The sequence below is a fragment of the Chryseobacterium sp. YR221 genome (genome assembly GCF_900176315.1).
Taxonomy (GTDB): Bacteria; Bacteroidota; Bacteroidia; order Flavobacteriales; family Weeksellaceae; genus Chryseobacterium; species Chryseobacterium rhizosphaerae.
Window position 1 is genome coordinate 315,511 of record NZ_FWXM01000001.1, and the last position, 24,573, is coordinate 340,083.

At 35.8% G+C, this 24,573-nt stretch carries 20 protein-coding genes; 8 read left to right on the plus strand and 12 right to left on the minus strand.

Annotation, left to right across the window (positions count from 1 at the left end):
* Window positions 1-13: 13 nt before the first annotated feature.
* The 4 genes from B8967_RS01505 to B8967_RS01520 all read right to left on the minus strand — a co-directional run bounded on the left by B8967_RS01505 (window position 14) and on the right by B8967_RS01520 (window position 3,886).
* Window positions 14-1,258 (minus strand): DUF1015 domain-containing protein, encoded by a 1,245-nt coding sequence (locus B8967_RS01505; protein ID WP_047495531.1) that lies wholly within the window; start codon window positions 1,256-1,258, stop codon window positions 14-16.
* 2 nt (window positions 1,259-1,260) lie between these two features.
* Window positions 1,261-2,226 carry a D-2-hydroxyacid dehydrogenase gene (locus B8967_RS01510; protein WP_084084044.1) on the minus strand — a complete coding sequence of 322 codons (966 nt, stop codon included), beginning with the start codon at window positions 2,224-2,226 and terminating at the stop codon, window positions 1,261-1,263.
* Window positions 2,227-2,349: 123 nt separating this feature from the next.
* Window positions 2,350-3,414: a 3-phosphoserine/phosphohydroxythreonine transaminase gene (serC, locus tag B8967_RS01515; protein ID WP_047495527.1), complete on the minus strand. Its 1,065-nt coding sequence runs from the start codon at window positions 3,412-3,414 to the stop codon at window positions 2,350-2,352.
* Window positions 3,415-3,535: 121 nt separating this feature from the next.
* A complete protein-coding gene (locus B8967_RS01520; RefSeq protein ID WP_047495523.1) occupies window positions 3,536-3,886 on the minus strand; it encodes a 4Fe-4S binding protein in 351 nt (116 codons plus the stop codon).
* Between the two features lie 59 nt (window positions 3,887-3,945).
* Here B8967_RS01520 and B8967_RS01525 point away from each other — a divergent pair, with 59 nt between their 5' ends.
* Genes B8967_RS01525 through B8967_RS01535 form a run of 3 tightly spaced genes read left to right on the plus strand, consistent with a single transcriptional unit; the run spans window position 3,946 to window position 6,198 of the window.
* Complete coding sequence (locus tag B8967_RS01525) at window positions 3,946-4,980, plus strand: acyl-CoA reductase (RefSeq protein WP_084084046.1); 1,035 nt, start codon at window positions 3,946-3,948, stop codon at window positions 4,978-4,980.
* A 49-nt stretch (window positions 4,981-5,029) separates the two neighbouring features.
* Window positions 5,030-5,476: a peptidylprolyl isomerase gene (locus B8967_RS01530; RefSeq protein ID WP_228405973.1), complete on the plus strand. Its 447-nt coding sequence runs from the start codon at window positions 5,030-5,032 to the stop codon at window positions 5,474-5,476.
* A 32-nt stretch (window positions 5,477-5,508) separates the two neighbouring features.
* A complete protein-coding gene (locus B8967_RS01535) occupies window positions 5,509-6,198 on the plus strand; it encodes a Bax inhibitor-1/YccA family protein (RefSeq protein ID WP_052188787.1) in 690 nt (229 codons plus the stop codon).
* Between the two features lie 1,595 nt (window positions 6,199-7,793).
* Here the strand turns inward: B8967_RS01535 and B8967_RS01540 are convergent.
* From B8967_RS01540 to B8967_RS01560, 5 genes are all read right to left on the minus strand, one after another.
* Complete coding sequence (locus tag B8967_RS01540; protein WP_047495508.1) at window positions 7,794-8,042, minus strand: DUF6952 family protein; 249 nt, start codon at window positions 8,040-8,042, stop codon at window positions 7,794-7,796.
* Complete coding sequence (locus B8967_RS01545; RefSeq protein ID WP_047495506.1) at window positions 8,042-8,350, minus strand: thioredoxin family protein; 309 nt, start codon at window positions 8,348-8,350, stop codon at window positions 8,042-8,044. Before B8967_RS01545 ends, B8967_RS01540 begins: the two co-directional genes overlap by 1 nt.
* A gap of 113 nt (window positions 8,351-8,463) precedes the next feature.
* On the minus strand, window positions 8,464-9,096 hold the full coding sequence (locus B8967_RS01550; RefSeq protein WP_047098363.1) for a peroxiredoxin: 633 nt from the start codon (window positions 9,094-9,096) through the stop codon (window positions 8,464-8,466).
* A gap of 146 nt (window positions 9,097-9,242) precedes the next feature.
* The gene (locus B8967_RS01555; protein ID WP_084084050.1) at window positions 9,243-12,182 is read right to left on the minus strand and encodes a M16 family metallopeptidase; all 2,940 of its coding nucleotides are present in this window, start codon (window positions 12,180-12,182) and stop codon (window positions 9,243-9,245) included.
* Window positions 12,183-12,204: 22 nt separating this feature from the next.
* A complete protein-coding gene (locus B8967_RS01560) occupies window positions 12,205-13,398 on the minus strand; it encodes a pyridoxal phosphate-dependent aminotransferase (protein ID WP_047495500.1) in 1,194 nt (397 codons plus the stop codon).
* Window positions 13,399-13,710: 312 nt separating this feature from the next.
* On the opposite strand from B8967_RS01560, the gene rsmG reads away from it, so the two are divergent.
* From rsmG to B8967_RS01585, 5 genes are all read left to right on the plus strand, one after another.
* The gene (rsmG, locus tag B8967_RS01565; protein WP_084084052.1) at window positions 13,711-14,346 is read left to right on the plus strand and encodes a 16S rRNA (guanine(527)-N(7))-methyltransferase RsmG; all 636 of its coding nucleotides are present in this window, start codon (window positions 13,711-13,713) and stop codon (window positions 14,344-14,346) included.
* A 62-nt stretch (window positions 14,347-14,408) separates the two neighbouring features.
* Window positions 14,409-14,813 carry a hypothetical protein gene (locus B8967_RS01570; RefSeq protein ID WP_047495495.1) on the plus strand — a complete coding sequence of 135 codons (405 nt, stop codon included), beginning with the start codon at window positions 14,409-14,411 and terminating at the stop codon, window positions 14,811-14,813.
* Window positions 14,814-14,815: 2 nt separating this feature from the next.
* Window positions 14,816-15,352 (plus strand): DUF922 domain-containing protein, encoded by a 537-nt coding sequence (locus B8967_RS01575; RefSeq protein ID WP_084084053.1) that lies wholly within the window; start codon window positions 14,816-14,818, stop codon window positions 15,350-15,352.
* On the plus strand, window positions 15,349-18,036 hold the full coding sequence (locus tag B8967_RS01580) for a PD-(D/E)XK nuclease family protein (RefSeq protein WP_084084055.1): 2,688 nt from the start codon (window positions 15,349-15,351) through the stop codon (window positions 18,034-18,036). Before B8967_RS01575 ends, B8967_RS01580 begins: the two co-directional genes overlap by 4 nt.
* A 172-nt stretch (window positions 18,037-18,208) precedes the next feature.
* Window positions 18,209-20,575, plus strand: a complete 2,367-nt coding sequence (locus tag B8967_RS01585; protein WP_084084057.1) for a patatin-like phospholipase family protein — start codon at window positions 18,209-18,211, stop codon at window positions 20,573-20,575.
* A 97-nt stretch (window positions 20,576-20,672) separates the two neighbouring features.
* Here the strand turns inward: B8967_RS01585 and B8967_RS01590 are convergent, their stop codons facing one another.
* The 3 genes from B8967_RS01590 to B8967_RS01600 form a co-directional block, all read right to left on the minus strand.
* Window positions 20,673-21,752: a cytochrome-c peroxidase gene (locus tag B8967_RS01590; protein WP_228406045.1), complete on the minus strand. Its 1,080-nt coding sequence runs from the start codon at window positions 21,750-21,752 to the stop codon at window positions 20,673-20,675.
* Between the two features lie 70 nt (window positions 21,753-21,822).
* Window positions 21,823-23,337 carry a DUF6850 family outer membrane beta-barrel protein gene (locus tag B8967_RS01595; RefSeq protein ID WP_084084061.1) on the minus strand — a complete coding sequence of 505 codons (1,515 nt, stop codon included), beginning with the start codon at window positions 23,335-23,337 and terminating at the stop codon, window positions 21,823-21,825.
* A gap of 1 nt (window position 23,338) precedes the next feature.
* Entirely contained in the window at window positions 23,339-24,553 is a 1,215-nt protein-coding gene (locus tag B8967_RS01600) for a DUF4876 domain-containing protein (protein ID WP_084084063.1), read from the minus strand.
* Window positions 24,554-24,573: the final 20 nt, after the last annotated feature.

Consider the following 24,573-nt stretch of genomic DNA (forward strand, 5'->3'; position numbering starts at 1 on the left):
AAATAGGAATTTATTAAGGTTTCATGTCGTACATTAATAAAGCTGTAACCAATTTGGGTTCAATGAATGTACATTTCGGAGGCATACTTAATTTTAAGTCTGAAATTTTAATCATATCATTAAAACTTACAGGATAAATTCCGAAGCCTACTATGCCCTCACCACTGTCCACCTTTTCTTTTAGGATGTTGATTCCGTTCAGGTTAGAAGTTCCTTTTACATAAGATATTTTATCTGAGCTATCAGGATCTTCAATTTTCAGGATATCCTTGAAAATATATTTATCCAAAAGATGGTGATCAAGGTTGTCCAGAGACATTTCTTTGGAACGCAGATCGTGTTTTACATGAAGTGAATAAAATTTCCCACCCAGATACATTGAAATATGGAATTTCTGAGAAGGAAAATAAGATGCTTCTCCTTTTTCATGAATAAGGAAATAAGTCTCAAGTTCCTTTAAAAACTGTTCATTGGAAAGACCGTTCATATCGTGTAAAATCCTGTTGTAATCATGAATTTTAATAGATTGATTTGAAACGATGAAGCTGTATACAAAATTGTAAAGCTCGGTTCCGTTGTGTCTTTTATTTTTCTCTTTGTGACGTTTTGCATTGATGGCTGTAGAACCAATTCTATGGTGTCCGTCGGCAATATAAAATGAATCAATCTGATCGATTACTTCTTTGAACTGCTGAAGTTTCAAACGGTTATCTATTCTCCAGATTTTATGTCTTATCCCCAGGTTATCTGTATGATTAAAAATAGGAACATTTTTTTCCTCATGATTCATCAACAGCTCAATTTTAGAGTTGGCAGGGTAGGTAAGCAGTACAGGCTCGGCCTGCAGACTTACTTTCTCAAGATAGTGTGCCAGTTTTTCTTTTTTCTGAGGAATGGTACTTTCATGTCTTTTGATTTTTCCATTCCAGAAATCTTCAATGCTGGCCAGTCCCAAAAGTCCTCTGAAAACCTGTTTATTGGGGTAGATTTGCTCATAAAGATAGTAGGCTGAACTGTCCTGGACCAATTTTTTTTCGTCCAGAAGTTCTTCAAATGTAGAACGGATCTTCCTTAGATTCCGGTCAATATCTTTGGATTTACTTACAACATAGGGTTTAATCATATTAATGTAAGTATTTTCAACTTGAGCCTTCTCTGCTATCTCTTCCTGGGTGAAATTATCCAGTGGGTGTGTAGGGAAAGTACTCTCCAAGTCTTTATGAGGTCTTATTCCACGGAAAGGTTTAAAAACAGGCATATTTATCTTATAGTTTCTTTTTGTAACTTAATAATTTGTTCCGCAAGTTCGACTCCGATTTTCTCTTGCGCATCCACTGTATTACCTCCTACATGAGGAGACAGGGATAATGAAGGGTTCATTAATAAAGGCAGTTCCGGGCTAGGCTCATTTTCAAAAACATCCAGTGCCGCTCCTGCTACTTTGCCTGACTCAATGAAGTCTATTAATGTCACTTCATTGATAACTCCGCCTCTTGCTGTATTTACAATATAAACACCGTCTTTCATTTTTTCAAACTGAGGGGTATCTATAATATACTCATTTGTTTTTGGAGTATTGATACTGATAAAGTCTGCATCTTTAAGAAATGCATCCATATCATTGGTAGAAGTGATTTCAAAATGAACAGCCTGGCCATCAAAGAAATTCAGGGTAAGAACTTCCGTTCTCGGACTTTTTGTAAGAACCCGAACCTTCATGCCTAAGGCAATTCCTATTTTCACCACTTCCTGGCCAATACTTCCAAAGCCAATAACTCCTAATGTCTTTCCTGAAAGTTCATAAGCATTACTGAATGACTTTTTCATGGCATTAAAGTGAGTATCTCCTTCTAAAGGCATCAGCCTGTTTGATTCATGAAGAAATCTCGCCAATGAAAAAAAGTGTCCGAAAACCAGTTCCGCTACAGACTTTGAAGATGCCGTAGGCGTATTGATAATCTTAATTCCTTTGCTTTTAGCATAGTCCACATCAATATTATCCATTCCAATCCCACCTCTTCCTATAATCTGAAGACCGGGGCATGCATCAATCAGTTCTTGTTTTACTTTTGTTGCACTTCTTACCAAAAGAACATCTACATTATTATCATTTATAAATTTAATAACGTGATCTTGGGCGACTCTATTGTCCAGAATCTCAATTCCGGCTTCTTTTAAAGCCTGTTCTCCTGATTTTGAAATTCCATCGTTTGCTAAAACTTTCATGTGTTATTTGATTTAAAGATTGAAAAATTTAAATATTTCAAAATTTTAAAACTGAGGTGCAAATTAATAAATTTAAATTAACTACTTCTCAATCTTTCAATCTTTGAATTTTTAAGGTTTAAATTATTTGATAGATTTCATGACGTCCACTAAAACCTGTACGCTTTCAATAGTCAAAGCATTGTACAAGCTTGCTCTATATCCGCCTAAGCTTCTGTGTCCGTTAAGTCCACTGATACCGGCAGCTTTCCATGCGTTATCAAATTCTTCTTTTTTGCTTTCATCCGTAATGTTGAAAGAAACATTCATTAATGAACGGTCTTCTTCTACACAGAATGTTTTAAACAAAGGATTGCTATCAATTTCATCGTATAAAAGTTTTGCTTTTGCTTCATTTCTTTGTTCTGCAGCAGCAATTCCCCCGTTATTTTCAAGATGTTGAAGAGTCAGTAAAGATGCATAGATAGGGAATACAGGTGGAGTATTGTACATAGATTCTTTGCTGATATGCTGAGAATAATCCAGCATAGACAACATATTCTCTCTTCCTGTTTTACCTAGAATTTCTTTTTTTATAACTACTAAAGTAACTCCTGCAGGTCCCATGTTTTTCTGAGCTCCTGCATAGATTAAATCAAACTTTGAGAAATCAAGCTGTCTTGAGAAAATATCAGAACTCATATCACAAACCATCAGTGTATCTACCTCAGGGAAAGATTTCATTTGAGTTCCATAGATTGTATTGTTGGAGGTACAGTGAAAATAATCATAATCTGAACCTACCGTATAATTTTTAGGAATGAAAGAATAATTTTCCTCTTTTGAAGAACCTACCACATCTACAGTTCCTAATTTTTTTGCTTCTTTGATCGCTCCTGCAGCCCACGTACCTGTATCCAGATAAGCTGCTTTGCCACCTACTTTCATAAGGTTATAAGGAACCATTGCAAACTGCATGCTGGCACCACCCCCCAAATAAAGTACTTCATAGTCATCACCAAGATTCATCAACCTTTTTACAATAGCACGTGCTTCGTCCATTACGGCTACGAAATCCTTGCTTCTGTGTGATATTTCAAGAAGTGATAATCCAATACCATTAAAATCTAAAATAGCCTGAGCTGATTTTTCAAATACTTCCTGAGGTAAAATGCATGGTCCTGCGCTGAAGTTGTGCTTTTTGTTCATATTTTTTTACTTTTTGGTTGTAACAGGGAGCTGGCTTCCCTGCGATTTATTTTTTTCTTTTTTACTAGATTTTGAATTTATCGTTAAAAAAACCGCCTCACAGATGATGAGACGGAATTTTTTATTCGCCGTGTAAAAATGCTTTTTTATTAAGAAGTGCTTCCTCAGATTCTACATGATCTTCATCAGGAACACAACAGTCTACCGGGCATACAGCCGCACACTGTGGTTCTTCATGGAAGCCTTTACACTCCGTACATTTATCTGTTACAATGAAATATACATCATCACTTACAGGTTCCTGTGCCGCGTCAGCATCTACAGTAAGTCCCGATGGCAATGTAATTGTCCCATTCAGGGCAGTACCATCAGAAGCTTTCCAGTCTACAGCTCCTTCATATATTGCATTGTTCGGGCATTCAGGTTCACAAGCCCCACAGTTAATGCATTCATCAGTTATTTTAATAGCCATCGCTAATTTTTTTTAAATTTGCACAAAATTACAAAATATTCCCCAATTTTACAGTAATTATGAATACCGAAAATCAAGTTTTAGGACTTATTGAATTAAGTGATTATATAAAGGCGTTTTTATCGAAAAAAACGGAAGACTACAATCAGGATGATGTAGATATTGAATTATTATTACAAAAAACAAAAATAGAGAATCAATGGTTTACCCTTGAGAATCAGAAATTTGCTTTACAACAGTGGGCAGATTTACTGACAGCAGAAAGTATTAACGGTTGGCTGAAAAACTATTCTATCTCGAAAATTTCAAAGAGAGTAGGGTTAATTTTAGCCGGAAATATTCCTTTAGTAGGATTTCATGATGTGGTTTCTGTGGTTTTAAGCAATCATATTCCGGTCATTAAGCTGTCTTCAAAAGATAAATATATGATTCCGTTCCTGCTCAAAAAATGGAAAGAGTTTTCCGGAGATCAGGTTCAGTTTGAATTCGTAGAAAGATTAGAGAATTTTGATGCGGTAATTGCTACCGGAAGTAATAATACTGCGAGATATCTGGAGTATTATTTTAAAAATCATTTAAGTATTATCCGTAAAAACAGAACATCAGTTGCTGTTTTGAAAGGTGATGAAACAGAAGAAGAATTACAGCTTTTAGCCAACGATATTTTTCAGTATTTTGGCCTGGGATGCAGGAATGTAACCCGAATTTTTATTCCACAGGACTATATAATCGACAGATTATTTGAAAGTTTCATAGGCTTCCAGGATATTATCAATCATCATAAATACGCCAATAATTATGATTATAACAGAGCAGTATACCTGCTTAATCAGGATAAATTCTGGGACAATAATTTTGTCATGTTGAAAGAGGATGACAAACTGTTTAGCCCGCTTTCCGTGATCAATTTCAGTAGATATACTTCGCTGGATGATGTCAAGGATTTTATAGCTGAAAATGAAGAAAATATTCAGTGTATAGTTGCTAAAGACGAATTGGGATTAGACTCTATTCACTTCGGAGATGCTCAGAATCCTGGTCTTGATACCTATGCCGATAACGTGGATACCATGAAATTTTTGGAAATGGTCTGATTTTCGTATCTTCCATCACTTATTGCACCAAAATAATAAAATGGATCATATGAAAAAATTATTTTTAGGACTTGCCATCATTGGAGGCCAACTGGTATTCGCCCAAAAAGTTGTAGGACTGGAGGTTGAGAACAATAAAAAGAAAGAACAGCCTGCTACTATAAGTAAGGAGAAAGTAAGTCTCTATAATGATAATTTTATGAAGTTTATGGGGGCTTTACAAGCCTCTGACCATAAGACTATTGACGGTCTGCTTTCTGATAAAGTAAAAGAAATTGTGACGGATGATATTCTTAAAAAAGTAAAAGAAGGTATAGATCCTAACAAAAAACTTGAAGTCTCAAAAGTAGGGTATTACGTAACAATGGACGGTGCTAATCATCCTAATATTAAATACAAATATGCAGGAGATTCTTCTTCAAAAGAAGTGGTGAGTGCCGTATTTGAAGAGGATGGAAAAATTCTGGGAATTATGCCCGGAAAAAAAGATAAATAAATTTATTTTCGATTAATTAAAAAATGTTAACTATGAAGACAAATGTTTTAGTCGCTCATTCTTCGGAAGTGGATAGAGCTGATTTTTACAAAAAAACCTATTTGCATGTTGCTTTATCAATTCTTGCATTTATTGGAGTGGAAACCATTTTGTTGAAGACAGTGCCGGTAGAAATTATTGCCATGATGTTCGGACAAAGATATACCTGGTTATTGATCATCGGTGTTTTCTGGCTGGCTTCTATTTTAGCTTCTAAATGGTCACTTTCACAAAGTAAGTCTACCCAATATCTTGGTTTAGGATTTTATGTCCTGCTGGAGGCGGTAATCTTTATGCCAATGCTTTATATTGCTACGAATATGGCAGGAGGAGCCAACGTGATCTTTCAGGCAGCTACTCTAACTATTGCTATGTTTGCCGGTATTTCTGCTGTGGCATTTACTTCTAAGAGAGATTTTTCTTTCTTAAGAAATATTATCGTTATCGGAGGATTTATTTCAATTGGATTGATTGTTGGCGGAATGTTATTCGGTTTCAACTTAGGTTTATGGTTTTCAGTGGGAATGACTATTTTGGCTTCAGCAACAATTTTATACCAAACCAGTAAATTAAAAGATTCATACGGAACCGATCAGTATGTAGGAGCTGCTTTACAGCTTTTTGCATCTATCATGCTTCTGTTTTGGTATATCTTAAGCATCTTAATGAGTAAGAGAAACTAATTCAATAATGATATGCCCTGTGCTTATCGTTTATATATATAATCCTGGTGATATTTTCATCAGGATTTTTTATTTCTGTCAAAATTAATGGTTTCATAGATAAAATTTGAAATTCAATAGGAGTGGGCTTTAGCCCGCCTGTTTTTTAGATTGTATCCATTGGCTTTAGCCTAAACTTGTTTAAAATTTTTCTCTCGCAGATTGCGCTGATTTGGCAGATGTTTATATAGCTGTTTTTACAATTCCTCTTTTCTTTAAATAGTAAAGTAATATTTTTTAACGCAAAGAAAAAATTAGAAGCTTGATCAATAAGGTTGCAAAGGATTGATTAATTAAAATTAATCTGATGAAGCTTATGTGATATAGGATAGGCATATTTAGCTATTTTTTAACCACAAATAACACTGATATTTTCACAGATGACACTATTAATGCAGTTTGTATTTGTGGTATTTGTGGAAAAATATTTGTGTTATTAGTGTTTGCTTAAATGTAAGTAAACGTGAGATTTGAAATTCAATAGGAGTGGGCTTTAGCCCGCTTGTATTTTAGATTGTATCCATTGGCTTTAGCCTAAACCTATTTAAAATTTTCTCTCGCAGATTGTGCTGATTTGGCAGATGTTTATATAGCTGTTTTTACTTTTACAATTCCTCTTGTCCTTAAATAGTAAAGTAATATTTTTTTAACGCAAAGAAAAAATTAGAAGCTTGATCAATAAGGTTGCAAAGGATTGATTAATTGAAATTAATCTGATGAAGCTTATGTGATATAGGATAGGCATATTTAGCTATTTTTTAACCACAAATCACACTGATACTTTCACAGATGACACTATTAATGCAGTTTGTACTTGTGGTATTTGTGCAAAAATATTTGTGCTATTAGTGTTTACTTAAATGTAAGTAAAAGTGAGATTTGAAATTCAATAGGAGTGGGCTTTAGCCCGCTTGCATTTTAGATTGTATCCATTGGCTTTAGCCTAAACCTATTTAAAATTTTCTCTCGCAGATTGAGCTGATTTGGCAGATGTTTATGTAACCGTTTTATAATTCCTCTTGTCCTTAAATAGTAAAGTAATATTTTTTTAACGCAAAGAAAAAATTAGAAGCTTGATCAATAAGGTTGCAAAGGATTGATTAATTGAAATTAATCTGATGAAGCTTATGTGATATAGGATAGATGTATTTAGTCATTTTTTTAACCACAAATCACACTGATATTTCACAGATGACACTATTAATGCAGTTTGTACTTGTGGTATTCGTGCAAAAATATTTGTGCTATTAGTGTTTATATACATGTAAGTAAAAGAAAATGGTTGGGCTACAGATGAGTTATATGAATATTTAAAGCAGCGAACCCAAAAAATCCTGATGACATTTCATCGGGATTTTAATTGGATATTCTTTAACAGATACGGATATAACTTCTGGCTTCATATTGACCAGATAGGCTTTTGAAGTATTGTTCCAGTTGAAAATAAAGCAGTTATTAAAGAATAGGGAAAAAATATAGTAATGGGGAAGCCCCAGGTATATTGTGTTTTTATAATTTTTAATTATTAAACCAATTGATAGTAAATAATTAAAGAACTATTTGTCGATAGATCCTAAAACCTTTTGTGCAAAAGAGTTTAAAGCATCTTTTTCGCTCATTCCATTCTGTACATTAGAGTGAACTTCCAAAGCTCCACAGATGTTTGTAATAAGCTCTCCGGCTACATTAAGATCTTCTTCACTTGTTCCTCTGAATTCACAGAAACTTTCCAGAACTTCCAATGTTTTTTCAAGATTTTCAGGAGTCTGATTCTGATAAAATTGTCTGATTACGGGTAATTTCATTATGATAATTCGTTAAAAAGGTTAATTAAACTTTCTGCCTGGTTAGATTGAACCTGATTTACTAATTCACCGTTTTTAAAGATGGCGAAAGTAGGTAAGTTGTCCACTTTTGCTAATTTTCTGCTTTCAGGAAGTTTTTCAGCATCTACATATAAGAAAGGGATAGTTTCATTTTCTGATGCTAATTTTTTGAATTTCGGCTTCATGATTCTGCAGTTTCCGCACCATGTTGCGCCATATTGAACAACTACTTTTTCGTTGTCATTTACAATATTCTGTAATGTATCTTCGGTTAATTCTGTGTACATGATAATAAATTGAAAATTTGTTATTTGAAAATGCGTTAATAAGTATGATAAAGAAAATGAGATAATTCTTAAATAATTTTCAAATTATCTCATTTTCAAATTAACACATTATATTAGTTCTTAGCTAAGTATTCTGCTGTAGAAGTTCTGTCTGCTTTCATTGCATCTTTACCTTCTTCCCAGTTTGCAGGACATACTTCACCGTGTTTTTGAACGTGAGTATAAGCATCGATTAATCTTAAGAATTCTTTTACGTTTCTACCTAGAGGCATATCGTTTACCGCTTCGTGGAAAATTTTTCCAGTTTCGTCGATAAGGTAAGTTGCTCTGTATGTTACGTTAGAACCTGTGAAAACCTCTTCTCCTTCTTCGTTATATTCGAAATCCTGATCTACGATTCCTAACGTGTTTGCTAATTGTCTGTGAGTATCAGCTAAAAGTGGGTAAGTAACCCCTTCGATACCTCCGTTATCTTTTGGAGTGTTTAACCAAGCGAAGTGTACTTCGTTAGTATCACAAGATGCTCCGATTACTTTAGTGTTTCTTTTTTCGAACTCACCTAAAGCTTCCTGGAAAGCGTGAAGTTCTGTAGGGCAAACGAAAGTGAAATCTTTCGGGTACCAGAATAAAAGAACTTTTTGTTGGTTGTTTACTGCTTCATCAAGGATGTTGATTCTAAGATCGTCACCCATTTCTGACATTGCGTCGATTGTTAAATTTGGGAATTTTTTTCCTACTAAAGACATAATTTTCTGTTTTTATATTTAATTTCTAATGCAAAGATATAAAAGTTTTATCTATCGAACAAGTTGTTTTCGATAAATAAAATCTATAATTGTTTTTGATTCATTCCTAAATAAAAAAGCCCTGAAAACAGGACTTTTTGTATATTTTAATATCCGAATATTTCAGTTAAATTAAGTTTTTTCACCTCTCCTAATTTCTGCATAGCAGCTTCATTTACTTTATCTTGAGAAGCTACCAGACAATAGGTGTAGGTTTTGTTTTTCATTTCCTTATCATGAAAGGTATTGATATCTGTGAAAGACAGTTTTGGAGCCTGTTCGTAGACATTTTTTCTCATATCAAAGTTGTTTCCAAGCTTTTGGGATTTTAAATAAGAAAAAATGATACCATCCTGTGTAATTCTTTCTGATGCAATAGATTTTTTCAATCCGCTTTTGGCAGTTTCAAACAATTGCTCGGATTTTGGCAGTGTAGTCAGCAGCTCATTCATTGCTGTAGTAGACTCATTGAATTTATCTGCCTGAGTTCCTACATAAGCCATAATCATATCTTTATCAGTTTTCTTACCTGGAAGTGCAAAATAAGAATAAGTAGAGTAGGCTAATGCCTTAGATTCTCTGATGGTCTGGAATACAATGGAACCCATTCCGCCTCCAAAATAAGTATTAAATAAACTTACAGTCGGGGTAATGGTAGGGTTGTACTGATCGGAGTTTCTTATCCAGAAAACCTCGGCCTGAACCATGTCATAATGGGCAAACAATACCTTGTTTTTATCCGTAGGTATCTGAACAAAAGTTTTGGTTTTAGGGAGCTCTTTCAGTGTTGCCGGAAGTTTGTGAACGGGAGTCAGGGATGCTACAACTTCATTTCCTGATTTGGGTCCGTAATACAGTACTTTATGCTTAAAATTGAATAAATCATGAAGTACATTGATCAGATCTTCTGCTTTCAGGGCATCAAGTTCTGCATCCGTTAAAACGTTATTAAAAGGATTTTGTGCCCCATACTGCGCATAGCTTCTAAGCCCACTCATGATGGTTGCTTTATTCTGTTTGGCATTAGCCCTGGCTTTCTTAAGTCTTACTTTATAGGCATCTAAAGCTTCCTGATCAGCCTGACTGTTTTTGATCAGATCTTCAAATAAAGCAATGGTTTGGTCAAAGTTTTCATTTAAACCTTCAAGAGATACCGAAGTTTCCTCGTTTCCGGCACTTACCTCAAAACTTGAAGCAAGCTTATAAAACTCTTTACTGATGGCTTCAGAAGATTTATTTTTCGTTCCTAAATACTGAAGATATTCTGCTGCCAACGGAAGTATCTTGTTGTTCCATTTTCCGGAATCAAAATGATAATACATTCTGAACAGGGCATTATCTGTATTTTTTACAGAAAGAACATCTATAGCTCCCAGTTTATTTATGGCGATATCTTTATCATAATTCAACCATATCGGAGAGATTGCATTTTCCTGCATCTCATAAATTTTCTTAAGGAAAGGAGACTGATCTTCTCTGTTTACTGAAACCGGAGTAATAGTGGGTTTGTCAACTTTTACTATGCTTTTATCTTCTCCTTTTTTCTTGTAAACAGCTACATAATTATTGTTTTGAAGATACTTTGAAGTGAAATCCATAATATCCTTTTTAGTCAGATGGGAGATTTCATCCACATATTCCAATGAAGCTTTATGATCTACATCAGAGGTGAATTCATCCATCAGGATCCCTGCTCGGGAAGAATATTTTTCATCCTTCTGGATGATGTTTTTCTTTTCATTGTTTACGATAGACTGAATTAAGTCATTAGAGAATTCTCCTTTTCTTAACTTGTCTATTTCCTGAAGCAATAAGTTTTTGACTTCGTCCAGAGACTGTCCTTCAGTGGGCTTTCCCTGTATCAATAGAACAGAATAATCTTTTAAAGCATAAGGAAAAGCATCTGCGCCCAGTAATTTTTGTTTTTTGACCAAATTAAGATCAATTAATCCTGCCTGGCCATTGGTAAGCATATTTCCTACAAGGTTAAGCAATCTGGCATCTTTGGTAGAAGCTCCCGGAAATCTGAAGCCAAGCATTACGCTTTCAGGATTGGGTCCTACAACTTCTTTGACAACAGGAGCTGTAATGGGCTTTTCCTGTCCGATTTTATATTCAGGAACTGTTTTGGTTTTCATGTAGGAGAAGGCTTTGTCTATTTTTGCAATGACTTCATCCGGATTAAAGTCTCCCGACATGATGATTCCCATATTGTTGGGAACATAATAATTATTGTAATAATCTCTTATAGCCTGAAGAGATGGGTTTTTTAAATGTTCAATAGTTCCTATTGTTGTCTGCTTTCCATAATTGTTATTAGGGAAAAGGTTAGCAAACATGGTATCAAAAACTTTGTCTCCGTCATCATCAAGTGATCTGTTTTTCTCTTCGTAAACTGCTTCAAGTTCTGTATGGAAAAGTCTCAATACCGGCTGTCTGAATCTTTCAGACTGTACAGTCAGAAATTTATCAATAACATTCGCCGGGATATCTTCTGTGTATACCGTCTGTTCAAAAGAAGTAAAGGCATTAGTTCCATCAGCGCCCATACCAGCCAGCATTTTGTCGTATTCATTGGCTATGGCGTATTTCGCTGCTTCTCCGGAAACCCTGTCTATTTCTTTATAGATTTCTTTTCTTTTAGCTTCGTCTTTTGTGGTATTGTATTTCTCGTAAAGAGCATCAATCTGATCCAAAAGAGGTTTTTCTTTAGCCCAGTCTTTAGAGCCAAACTGATCAGTTCCTTTGAAAAGCATATGTTCCAGATAGTGTGCCAGTCCGGTATGGTCTGCAGGATCGGTTTTGCTTCCTGCTTTCGTGGCAATATAAGTCTGAATTCTCGGATCTTTATGGGTAGGACTCAGAATGACCGTTAAGCCGTTTTTCAGCGTGTAATATCTGGCTGAAGTAGGGTCATTGGTAACGTACCTGTAAGAGTAGCCGTTTGATTTTGCTTCTTTCCATTGGAAATCCTGCCCATAAGCATAGCCTGCGAAACTTGCGGCAGCAATACTTGTGGCAATTGTCAGTTTTTTGAACAGATTCATTTGATATATTGGAATTGGGTTATTAATTGAAAGGAGCCAGTAAATTCTTGATTCGTTTCATTGCCTCTCTAAGTTCTTCTTCAGAAGCGGCATATGAAAAACGGATACATTCAGGGCTTCCGAAAGAAAGTCCGCCTACACATCCTACATGGGCATTTTCTAAAAGGAACATGGCAAAATCATCAGAATTATTAATTTCCGTTCCGTTTAGTGTTTTTCCGATATAATGAGAGATATCCGGGAAGAAATAGAAGGCTGCTTTAGGAAGCAATACTTTGAATCCTGGAATTTCCTTGATGAGATCAAACATAAGATCTCTTCTCTGCTTGAAAGCATCGATCATGTATTTGTATTCGGAAGGATCTGCCTTTAATGCAGTAATAGAAGCTCTTTGAGCCACGGTATTTGCTCCGCTGGTCATTTGACCCTGAACTTTTTCACAAGCTTTTGCCAGCCATTCAGGACATGCAGAATATCCTATTCTCCAACCTGTCATTGCAAATGCTTTAGACATTCCGTTGATAACAGCAGTTTGTTCATATATTTCCGGAAACTGGGCAATAGAAGTAGTTTTTGTCTCGTAATTAATGAATTCATAGATTTCATCTGAGATAACAGTGATTTGAGGGTGTTTTGCGATCACTTTTGCTAACGATTTCAATTCGTCATATGTATAATATCCTCCGGAAGGATTACATGGTGAGCTGAAAAGTACAGCTTTCGTTTTTTCTGTGATGGCCTCTTCCAGCTGTTCTGCTGTAATTTTAAAGTCTGTTACATAAGAAGTAGGAAGCATGACAGAGTTTCCGCCCATCATTTTTACCATCTCATCATAGCTTACCCAATAAGGAGCAGGAAGCAGTACTTCATCTCCGTCATTGATAATAGCTGCCAAAACATTAATGATAGCCTGTTTGGCACCATTGGAGACACAAATCTGAGTGGGTTTATATTCTAAATGGTTATCCCTTTTTAATTTATAAGCAATTGCTTCCCGTAATTCCAGAAATCCGGGAACAGGAGAGTAGTGACTGTAATTCTCATTAATGGCATCAAAAGCAGCCTGTTTTATATTGTCCGGAACATCGAAATCCGGCTCGCCAAGAGTTAAGCTAATTACATCAATTCCGCTTGCCTTCATTTCTCTGGCTTTGTTAGACATTACAAAAGTCTGTGAGTATCCTAGTCTTTTTACTCTATCTGAAAGTTTATCCATGTTTTTTTTCAATTTTAACAAATATATAATAAAAAGGTCTTGTCGGGAAATAAAAACAGCCCTAGTTTAAAGATTTTTATCAGGTTTTGAAGTGTCGTAAAATATTTTGAACTGATGTTTTAGTGTAATTGAAGATTTAAAATGAATCTGTAAAATAAGAAGGATTTCAGTGCCATTTTTTTATAATTGAAAAACCTAAAGAAGCAGATGTGTTGTACAATGTGGTGCTACCGTTTTATTTTTTGATATAGATGCTGCTAAAGTTTGAATAAAAATAATAAAATCTTATTTTTGCAGATTATAATAATTCACATGTCTACAACGTTACTATTAAAATATTTCCCGAATCTTACAGAAACCCAGCTAAAACAGTTTGCTCAATTGGAGGAACTTTATAATGAGTGGAATGAAAAGATCAATGTAATTTCCAGAAAAGATATGGAATCGCTGTATGAAAAGCATATCCTGCATTCTTTGGGAATTGCTAAAGTGATGGAATTTGCACCGGGAACAAGAGTATTGGATATTGGAACCGGAGGAGGTTTTCCGGGAATTCCTTTAGCCATTATGTTTCCGGAGACAGAGTTTACCTTAATAGATTCCATCGGAAAGAAAATCAGTGTCGTTAATGCGGTGGCAGAAGGTGTTGGTTTGAAAAATGTAAAGGCTATCCATGGAAGAGCGGAAAAGCTGAAAGAAAAATTCCATTTTGTAGTCAGCAGAGCGGTAACCCAGATGCCTGAATTTTTAAGATGGCTGAAAGGAAAATTTGAAAAAGAACAGTTGAATGCCAAGCATAACGGAATTTTATATTTAAAAGGCGGTGACCTTGCAGAGGAGCTTGCCGGGATTAAATCTGAGATCTATAATCTTAAAAACTATTTTGATGAAGAATTTTTTGATACAAAAAAAGTAGTTTATGTATCAAAAGGTAATTTTAATTCCTAAATTTGTATGATTGGGAAGTAAACTTTGCTAAATATTTATTGATAATCAGAAAATTGAAGGTTATGAAAACGTTTTTAAACATTGGATTTTCGACATTATTATTGGGATTAGTAGTAGTCTCATGTAATGATGATGATTACCAGACTATTGAATCTATTGCTAAGATCAAAATAGACAGTGTAAAGGTAATGAAAGACACCATGAGTGTATTTAGCATACAGAGTATAAAAACGTATTCTACTTATCCTTCTCATTGTGATGGTTTTTACGGATATGATTATATTTATGAAGATGATCTTGAAAGAACGGTGACTACTTATAAATATATGACAAGTGGTCCTTGCCAGCAGAGCAGCTATGTAGGAACGAATCAGATTAAGTTTAGCCCGCAGCAGAAAGGAACCTATACTTTTAGATTCTGGAATGGCGGAAAAAACTGGATTACAAAAACAATCGTAGCGGAATAAGCATGAAACTGATTGTTTTATCCCTCTTTTTAGCTGTACACCTTGTATTTGGACAAAAGATAATCTGGAAGGAAGATCAAAAACTTGACTGGAATAATTTTAAAAGTACAGCGAACAGAAAAAATAATCCGGATGTAGCCGCCTATACGCATTGTGGCTGGGAATATTCAGTCATCAAATCTACCAATCCTAAATCTCCTGTTAAAATAGAGATCAAAACAATTTTCAATGAAGATAAATCATGGAAAGATGTGAAAAAGATTAATGATTATATCTTAGTCCATGAGCAGAAGCATTTTGATATTGCAGAGTTATTTGTAAGAAAAATGCGAAAAATGATTGCCGAAAAAATCAATACTTCGGCTGATTATGACAAATGGTTTGCTTCAATTTATAAAGCCATATCCAACGACTATAAAAACTTTCAGATCTCCTATGACAAAGATACCAGTCATGGGATGAATAAAGAAAAGCAGGCAGAATATAATACTGCCATTGCTGAAGAATTAGAACATTTAAAAAGCTATAAAGCCCCTTGAAATTCCTCAATAAGATCATTCACGAACTGCTGGCACAAAACCAGGACCTTTCTGCGTTTAATATCATTCTGCCCGGAAAGCGTCCCATTGTATTTATCAGACAGATCTTAGAGGAGAGCAACTACTCAGGATTTCTTCCGAATTTCTTTACCGTGGAAGAGCTGATCAATACCATTGCAGATAAACAGCCTATCCAGGGAATACCTCTCTGGCTTTTTTCATTTGATGTTTACAGAAGTCTGAACCTTATTCCGAATGATGATTTTTCAGAATTTTTAAAATGGTTTCCTACTTTACAGAAAGACTGGGATGATGTTTTGAAATTTTCGGATAGTGATCAGGCCGTATTGGAATATATGTTTGATGAGGAGAGGATTAAAGAATGGGCTCAGAATCTTGGAGAAGATGATGATGTACCCAGAAAGAAATTCCTGAATTTCTGGCAGAATATGAATATATTTCTTCCGGCGTTAAAGGAAAGGCTTAAAGAAAGAAATTGGGCAACCTCAGGGATGATTCATGAAACGGCTAAAGCTGAAATTGTTTCCTTCGCTAAAAACACTTCAGAACACTTTGTGTTTTGTGGCTTTAATGCTTTCACACCGGTGGAAGAAAAACTGGTAAGGAGCCTGTTGCAATGGAATAAAGCCCAGTGTTTCTTTCAGGCTGACCGGTATTATTTTGATGATGAAAGACAGGAAGCCGGAAAATTTCTCAGAAACCATAAAACATGGAAGGAGTTTGATGACAACCGTGCTTTTCAGTGGATTGAAGATGATTTTAACCAGCCTAAAAATATCAAAGTATACGAAGTTTCAGGAAATGTTACGCAGACGAAAGTATTACCGGAAATATTCAAGGAAATTAATAATAAAACCTATTCCAATACAGCTGTAGTATTGCTTGATGAAAATCTTCTTCCGGCGAGTCTTGATGTGATGCATGGGATAGAGACTTTAAATATTACCATGGGTTTTCCATTGAAAAACCTGTCTTTTTCCAATGCTGTAAAACGCCTTTTCTATCTTCAGAAACAATTGGAGAAAAATAAATCTTCTTATTATTACCGGGATGTTTTTCCTATTTTGGAAGAGCTGCCAAAATCTGCTGAAGATGAGCAGATCATTAATGATTTTAAAGCGAAAATAGAAGAAAGGAACATTGTTTATATTTCCAGAAAACTCCTGCAGGAGCTTTTAAACGGACTTTCTTATTTTGGACTGCTTCAAAAGGCACAGAATACCCATGCATATCTGGATATCCTTATTACATTTTGTCAGCAGGTAAAATGGCTGGAAATAGATGATATTCAATATGAAAATGTTTCTCACTTTGAAAATGCCTTCCGGATTATCAAAAACCAGCTGACTCCCTATAATATCAGTATCAAAATGGATACGCTGGAGATCCTGATCAATCAGTATATCAATTCTGAAAGTATTGATTTTCAGGGTGAGCCACTAAGAGGACTACAGATTATGGGACTGCTGGAGACCCGTCTCCTGAATTTTGAGAATGTCATTATGCTTTCCGTTAATGAAGGAAAACTTCCTCTTGGAAACTCACAGAATACGTATATTCCTTTTGATATCAGGAAGTTTTTTGATCTTCATACGTTCCTGGAAAATGACAGTATTTATGCCTATCACTTTTACCGTCTGATTCAGGATTCTACCAACGTACATTTGCTGTACAATGCATTGAGTTCCGGAGTGAATACCGGTGAAAAAAGCAGATTTATTACGCAGATAGAAATGGAGAGTTCCCATACTATTGAACACCTGATTATTGAAAATTCTTCAGAACCTATTCTAACCAAACCTATAGAAATTCCTAAGACAGAAATTGTTCAGGAGAGGCTTCAGAACTGGAAGAAAAAAGTATCGGCTTCCCACCTTACAAGCTACCTTTATAATCCTATCGATTTTTATTTATCAAAGATTTTAAATACTTCGGAAACAGATGAAATTGAAGAAGAATTATCGGTGAAAAATTATGGAAATCTTGTGCATTATTCACTTCAGGAGATATATGAAGAGATAAAGGGTAAGGTGTTAAAAGAAAGTGATTTAGAAAATTCAATTAAAGCGATTGATAAATATATAGATGTTGCGATTGAAAAGCTTAAGCACCAGCCGGAATTCTATGAAAAGGGAATGAACTATATTCACAAAGCCATTGCTAAAAAAGTGATTGAAAATATTCTGGGGTATGATCTTGAGCTGGTAAAACAAGGAAATAAACTGGAGATCATAGATATAGAAAGGAGGTTTGAAAGTATTGATTTTTATCTTGATGGAAACGATAAAATTTCCTTCCTGGGGTTCATTGACCGGATAGATAAACTGAATGGAACTTTAAGAATCATCGATTACAAAACGGCCAAGATTAAAAATCTCATTGTCAAGATTGATGGTGAGAATGTAGAGGGTTATTTTCATAACAGTGAAAGAAAACAGGCTTTACAGCTTTGCATTTATCATTATGTGGTGCAGCATTTACCGGAGTTCTGGGGTTTCCCGATAGAAACCGGAATCTGGAGCTTTTCTGAAGCTAAAAAAGGGGTCATTTCCTTACAGTTTGAAAAAGGAAATATTGATGATGCTATGAAATCTGTTAAGAGTCTGATTCTTGAAATTCTCAATCCGGATATTCCTTTTGTGGAAAGTATAAAGGCTTATTAAGAATCCTGTTTCTTTTTATTGTCAACCCGATTTTCTTGATAAAATTTTTCTTTAGTACGCGAGTGTGGATCAAGGAAAATGCTTTTTGTTGTATATTTACGGCTCGGTTAAACTGTATGTAGTTTTTTATAAACTGATTATCGGGTTTAAGCTAAAAAAATAAAAATTCCGCATGAAAAAGAATCTGATATTTTTAAGTACATTTCTTTTCTTAACTGCCAGATCCCAGCAAAAAAATGACTCTCTGAATATTGCATTACAACACATCACCAAAGATACTAAATTTGGTTTGGCCCTTAGTGGTGGTGGGGCTAAAGGATTTGCTCATATCGGGATTCTTAAAATGGTAGATTCATTGGGAATTAAAGTGGATTATATCACCGGAACCAGTATGGGAGGGATTTTAGGAGGTTTGTATGCAATGGGATATAATGCTGATCAGCTAAAGTCTACCGTTCATAAAGTTGACTGGAACAGAATTCTCAGCAATAAAATTCCTTATCGTAAAGTGAATATCAGTGAAAAGGATGAATATGATAAGTACATCCTTGAGTTTCCGGTTGTGAAAGGTTTTCCCACGTTACCCAGTTCCTATATTGAAGGACAATATATGGGTGAGGTTCTTAATACACTTACATTCAATGCAAAGCATATCAATGATTTCAGCCAATTGCGGATTCCTGTACAGCTTACTTCTTCAGATATTGAAAATGGAGGGTTGATCATGCAGAAAAAAGGCTCCCTGCCATTGGCTATCCGTGCTACGTTGGCTATACCGGCAGCTTTTGCTCCGGTGTATATCGATGGGAAGCTTTTGGTGGATGGCGGTCTAGACAGGAATTATCCGGCGAATGAAGTTCGTGAGATGGGCGCCGATTTTGTGATTGGAGGGTATACGGGATTCAGGCTCTTTACCAAAAAGGAGATTGAGAATCCTATGAAAATGATCTATCAGACTCATGCAATCCGGTCTGTAGAAGATTTCAAGCATCAGAAAGCATTATCCAATATCCTGGTAGATTTTGTGGATCCTTTGGGAGAGATTACCACAAAAGATTTTGCCAAATTCAGAAGGATTATTAAAATTGGTGAAATTGAAGCTAAAAAACATCTTCCTGAGTTTGTAGCTTTGGCGGAGGCTCAGCGAAAAGCAGGCATCAAGTATGAGCATACGTTGATTGAAGAAGTAAAACTTCCTACTACAAAGTTTACATTTAACGACGAAGATGGAACGCCACTTACAGATGCCACAGAAATTGAGGTTATTAAAAACCAAATGAACCTGGAAGAAGGGAAGTATTATGATGTGAAAACAGTTAATGAAGCAATAGACAGGGTATTTGGGATGCGGCAATATGTGAAGGTTTATTACACTTATACCAATGAAGGTGATGGCCTTGTAATGAATGTTTTTGTAAAAAAAGCCAAAAAAGGAGCTTTCAAACTGGCCCTTCACTATGACAATGAACAATCGGTAGGGATTATTGTCAATTATACCTATAGAAATATCCTGATGAACAGATCGAGATTTTTGGCAACGGTAGATGTTTCAGAACGTTTTAAGGCGAGATTGGCTTATCAGCAGTTTCTAGGTAAGAAGGACCGCTGGTGGTTTGATGCCGAAGCGAAGATTGTTCACCTTAAAAGTAATGACTTAACCTTCAGATTGCTTAATGTATCTGATGAAGATGCCAATGCAAAATTCCCCAATCATATGTATAGAAATATCACCGGGAAAATAGCGTTGAACTATAATGTGTCTCCCAATGCTTTTCTTTCTTTAGGAACGGAATTCAATCTGGAGAGAATGTATACTTTGCTGGATAAAGTAGATCAGACAAAAACGGATAATTATAACAAAAAGCTGTACAATCACAGCAATTTCAATACTTTTTTGAAATTTGAGCAGAATAACCTTAATAAGAGATATTATTTTACCAGAGGAAATCATCTCCAGGTAAGTGCACGTTTATATTATGGAGACAGCTATAAGTTATATGATTTAAGTAGTGTACAGCCCACGCTGTATGCAATACTTAATCCTGAAGCTGAATATTATTTTAAACCTAAGAACTTTGTTTCATTTACTTTGAATGAAAATTTTGCTTATCCTATTACGAGAAGACTGGCGCTGAAAGCCAATTTTTTTCTTGGAGCAAGCCTGGGTTCTGTAAGAGAAGAACAGATTCCTTATCTTTTTCTTAATGAAAAATACAATTTGGGAGGTAGTGAATATAACACTGAGCTGATGAATCCTGAGTTCAATGGACTGCGGCAGAAAGAATTACCTACCAACTCTGTAGTTAAAGGGGGACTGTCACTGCAATACAGAGTGATGAAGAAGTTTTATATTGCCCCTTCTTTTACTTATGGAAAGATCAGTGATGAGCTTTCTCCTTTTAATAACAGTTTTGACATGTTCGGGTACGCTTTGAACCTGGGATATGAATCTCTTATAGGTCCCATTAATATTAATATTTCCCGAAATAACCAGCTCGATTTTTCAAGGATTTATTTCAGTATTGGATTTAAATTTTAATAAAAAAAGACCTTATATGAACAAAGAATTCAAATAAGGTCTTTTAATTTCCATAGGGCTCTAATTTTCAAAAGACTTTTAGAAACGAACTTCTTCTTTACTTTCTCGGAATTTCTGGCCGGGGCATTTTATAATAGCTTCCTGACATAGTTTTCAAAAAAGAAACAATAGCATCTATTTCCTGTTCATTAAGTCGTAATGGCTGGATGAGATGATCTGTTACCGGAAAATTAGGGTCTGCTTTCTTTTCTTCAGGGGTAGGATTGATCATCTGCATTCCACTGTTGTATAAACTGACAATACCATGCATGTCATCCATAAGACCATTATGCATCCATGGAGCCGTATAGTCCAGATCCCGTAATGAAGGAGTTTTGAACCTTCCCACATCATCCGGTTTTTTGGTAATAGTATAGCGGCCAAGGTCCTCATATTCCCTTTTGTAATAGGTAAGTCCAATATTATGAAAAGATTCGTCAGTAAGATATTTTCCATAGTGGCAGTTCATGCATCTTGCTTTGGTACGGAAGAGATGCATACCATAAATTTCTTTATCGCTTAATGCTTTCTGATCCCCTTTGATGAATTTATCCAGTCTGCTTGGCTGGCTTTTAATGGTTTTTTGGAAAGTTGCCAAAGCTCCGGCTATTTTATCAAATGTAATTTTATCACTCTTATAAACTTCTTTGAAAAGCTGCCTGTATTCTTTGAATTTAGAAAGCTTTGCCGCAAGTTTCTCCGGCTTCATATTCATTTCATTGTGTGCAGAGATAGGACCTACCAGCTGCTCTTCCAATGTTTGGGCTCTTCCGTCCCAGAAGTAAGAACTTCGTTCACCAATATTATAAAGAGATTGGGTATTTCTTTTTCCCTGAAGATGATCATTCCCCAGGGCTACTTCCTGGCCGTCTGCCCAGCCCAGCTCAGGGTTATGGCAGCTGCTACACGAGATTTGACTTGATGAAGAAAGTTTAGGATCGAAAAACAGTTTCTTTCCAAGCATTACTTCAGGCAACTCCTGGGTATCATAATAATTGGAATCCCATTCTATCGCTTCAAACTCTTTCCATTCTATACCTGCATCCACAGATGGTGAAGGCCAGTAATTAATAGGTTTTTTATACTGATCTGCTATTTCACCATAATCTATACGATACTTTTGCAACGTATGCTGCATACAGAAGAAGGAAATTCCTCCAACGAATGCTACTAATTTAAGATCTGAAAATTTCATGATACTTCTGAATTTAAAAAATACTTCCTATACTTACAGCAAACAGGGTATTACTGCTGTCTTTAAAATTGCTGTACATCATTTTTCCTCCTACAAATGCATTTTTTATCACAGGAAAGTTGAAGTGAAAATTAACATCCATTTTGGCCTGCCAGACATCCGATGTCATAAATGCATAATTTTCCTGTAGCATCTGATTGATGGAGTGTTTTCCTGAATTATTGAAAACTGCATTTTTATCATAAACATGGGCTGCTGAAGCTCCCAAAGAAACAGAAAGGGCAAGATGGGTACTGAATGTTTTCAGCCACTGATAATCGATACCGTAAATCATTTTATTGAACTCTACTGCAGACCGAGGGCTGTTGTAGAGTTCTTTTTCCTGGGCCCAGCCTAAAAAGGGCAAGAGTGAGGATCTTACCTCATTGGTTTCCATTTGCAAAAGCCCCTTAAGAAGAATGGTATTCATTTTATGGCTATACCGTTCCACAGTACCGATCTGGATGTAGTTCCTGGAATTTTCATTCAGAAACAGGTTTTCGGTTCCTTTTCGGCTGATACTGTTTCCTTCCGCAGAAATACCCCAGGATACTTTTCCGGTATCAAAAAATTTCCCCAATGAAAAGTTCAGGCGCTGTTCATCAATTTTTGAAGCGTTGAGATCGGTATACTCGGTCAGGAGTTTATCCATATTCAGCTTTTTAAGACCAATATTAAGATACCAGTTTCTGTTTTCAGCCTCAAAAATCTGAAGCCCACCTCCATATGACCATCCTTCATAATAAGACTGGCGCAGCTTTCCGGAAAGAAGCTCATTATAATTTCCCAATCCGCTCATATTGTAGATCATAGGGAAGCCCTGGTTGCTTACAAAACTCAGGTAATGTTTTTGGGTATATTTTTCAGCTTCCAGATAAGCTCCAGCTTTAAATTTTCCCATTATCATTTTGTTGGCACCCAGTGCTAAAGAGAAATTGGCAGTCGTATTCTTAGGACGCGGATCTACATCACGATAACTTAAACTGGCCTTATAGCTTCCCGTAATTCCCAAGGTAAATGTGTTGACTTTCTTTGAATATCCCCCGGAAAAGGAGTAGTTCTCAAATTTCATATCACCTCCCACGCTGTCTGCAGCTACATAGGGATAGATGAGGTCGTAATCCGCATTTTCGTTCCATAGCATCTGCTTATTTTTTCCCTGAACATATGAGGCGTTGCCCCAAACGACAGTTTTGCTGTCCAATACCTGAAAAGTACGTGCTTCAGCTCCCCATAGATTTTTACCTTTACCTTTTTGCTTCAGTGCATTAGGTGTATTATGAGTTTCTGAGAACAGGCTAAAGGTTGTGATACTATGTTTTCTTGCCTCCGTATTATTGGCAGGATTTACATTGATATTACTTTTAAACAGCCTTTCAGCATTGTATTCTTCACGGATTTTTTCCTTGATAGTGTCATGCTCCTGTGCCTGCAGCTTTGTAGTGGACAGAGTGACGGCAATGATGAATATGGAACGGAAATATTTCATTTTAGTTAAATAATGAAGGTTTTACACCATGCTCAAAATCTGCAGTAGAATTGTTGGTGTCTTTTAATATGTTTTTGCCCTCAGCAGATGTTCCTATTACTTTTCTGCGGACTGCTTTTCCGAAACGGTTTTTGTCCCCGTCAAACGTAGTTACTGAAGTCCATCCCATATCCAGTGCAGGAGAAGTTACCAACCATTGAAAAGAGTCCTGTACACTTAGGTTGATAGCATCTGTGATCCATTCATTCGGAATTTTAACAGCTGTTCCGTCCATAGGATAGACGTCTCCTCCAAATGTAAGATTGTATTGGTAGGTGTATGAATTCTGGCTAACCAGGGTATTATCAGACATTCCTTTAGGCATACGGGCCAGAGCATATCCATAATATCCCTGGGTATGAATCACCATTTTTTCAAATACATTGACCATTTTAGGAACTGCAGGATTGTCTATATCATCAGAATCTTCTTTGAAAATCTGAAAATTAGCATGAGAAAGATTAACGGATAAAGAATTAAATTCTTTGTGATTGATGGCATCTTCTGCAATAATAATAGAGGCACCTGGCTGTACCGGGTAATCTGTTCCTGCACCCGGAATTCTTATGATAGCACCGGCAGACATAGCACTTCCCATGATATTTGGGCTGTAATCCTGTTTTTCATTTGTCATAAAAGCAGATTGGATCAGTAACATCCCATCAGCATATAAAACCTGATCTGTATTATTGGTGATTTTGAAATACTGATCTCCGAAATACATAGCACCCTGAGGTGTTTTTGTTCCGGTAAAGAAAACTTCTTCCAGAATTAGATCACTGCTTCCTGATTTTAAAGCTATATCAAGTGTTTTGCTTTGCTGGCTGCCATTGATCACCAGACTTGTCTGTACTCCGCCTACTTTTGCTTCTGTAAGCTCAGCGTTATTTGAGTACACAATGCTTCCCTCTGCAATAATATGATACGTTCCGGAAGGGAGTACTATTTGCAGGGTATTGGTGTTTTTTAGTTCCTGAGTAGTCGTGAATCCGGTATTCAGCTCTTTAAAGCTCACGGTAAGGTGTTTGTATTCCTTCACCTGGATATTCTCCGGAACAACTTTTAATTCTAATTGTAATGATGTCTGTGCTTCCGGAGCATCAGAATCTGAAGAACAGGCCGCAAAGCTGACCACAACACATAATAGTAATAGTGTTTTTAATACATGTTTAAACATAATGTTATTTTAAATGAAAT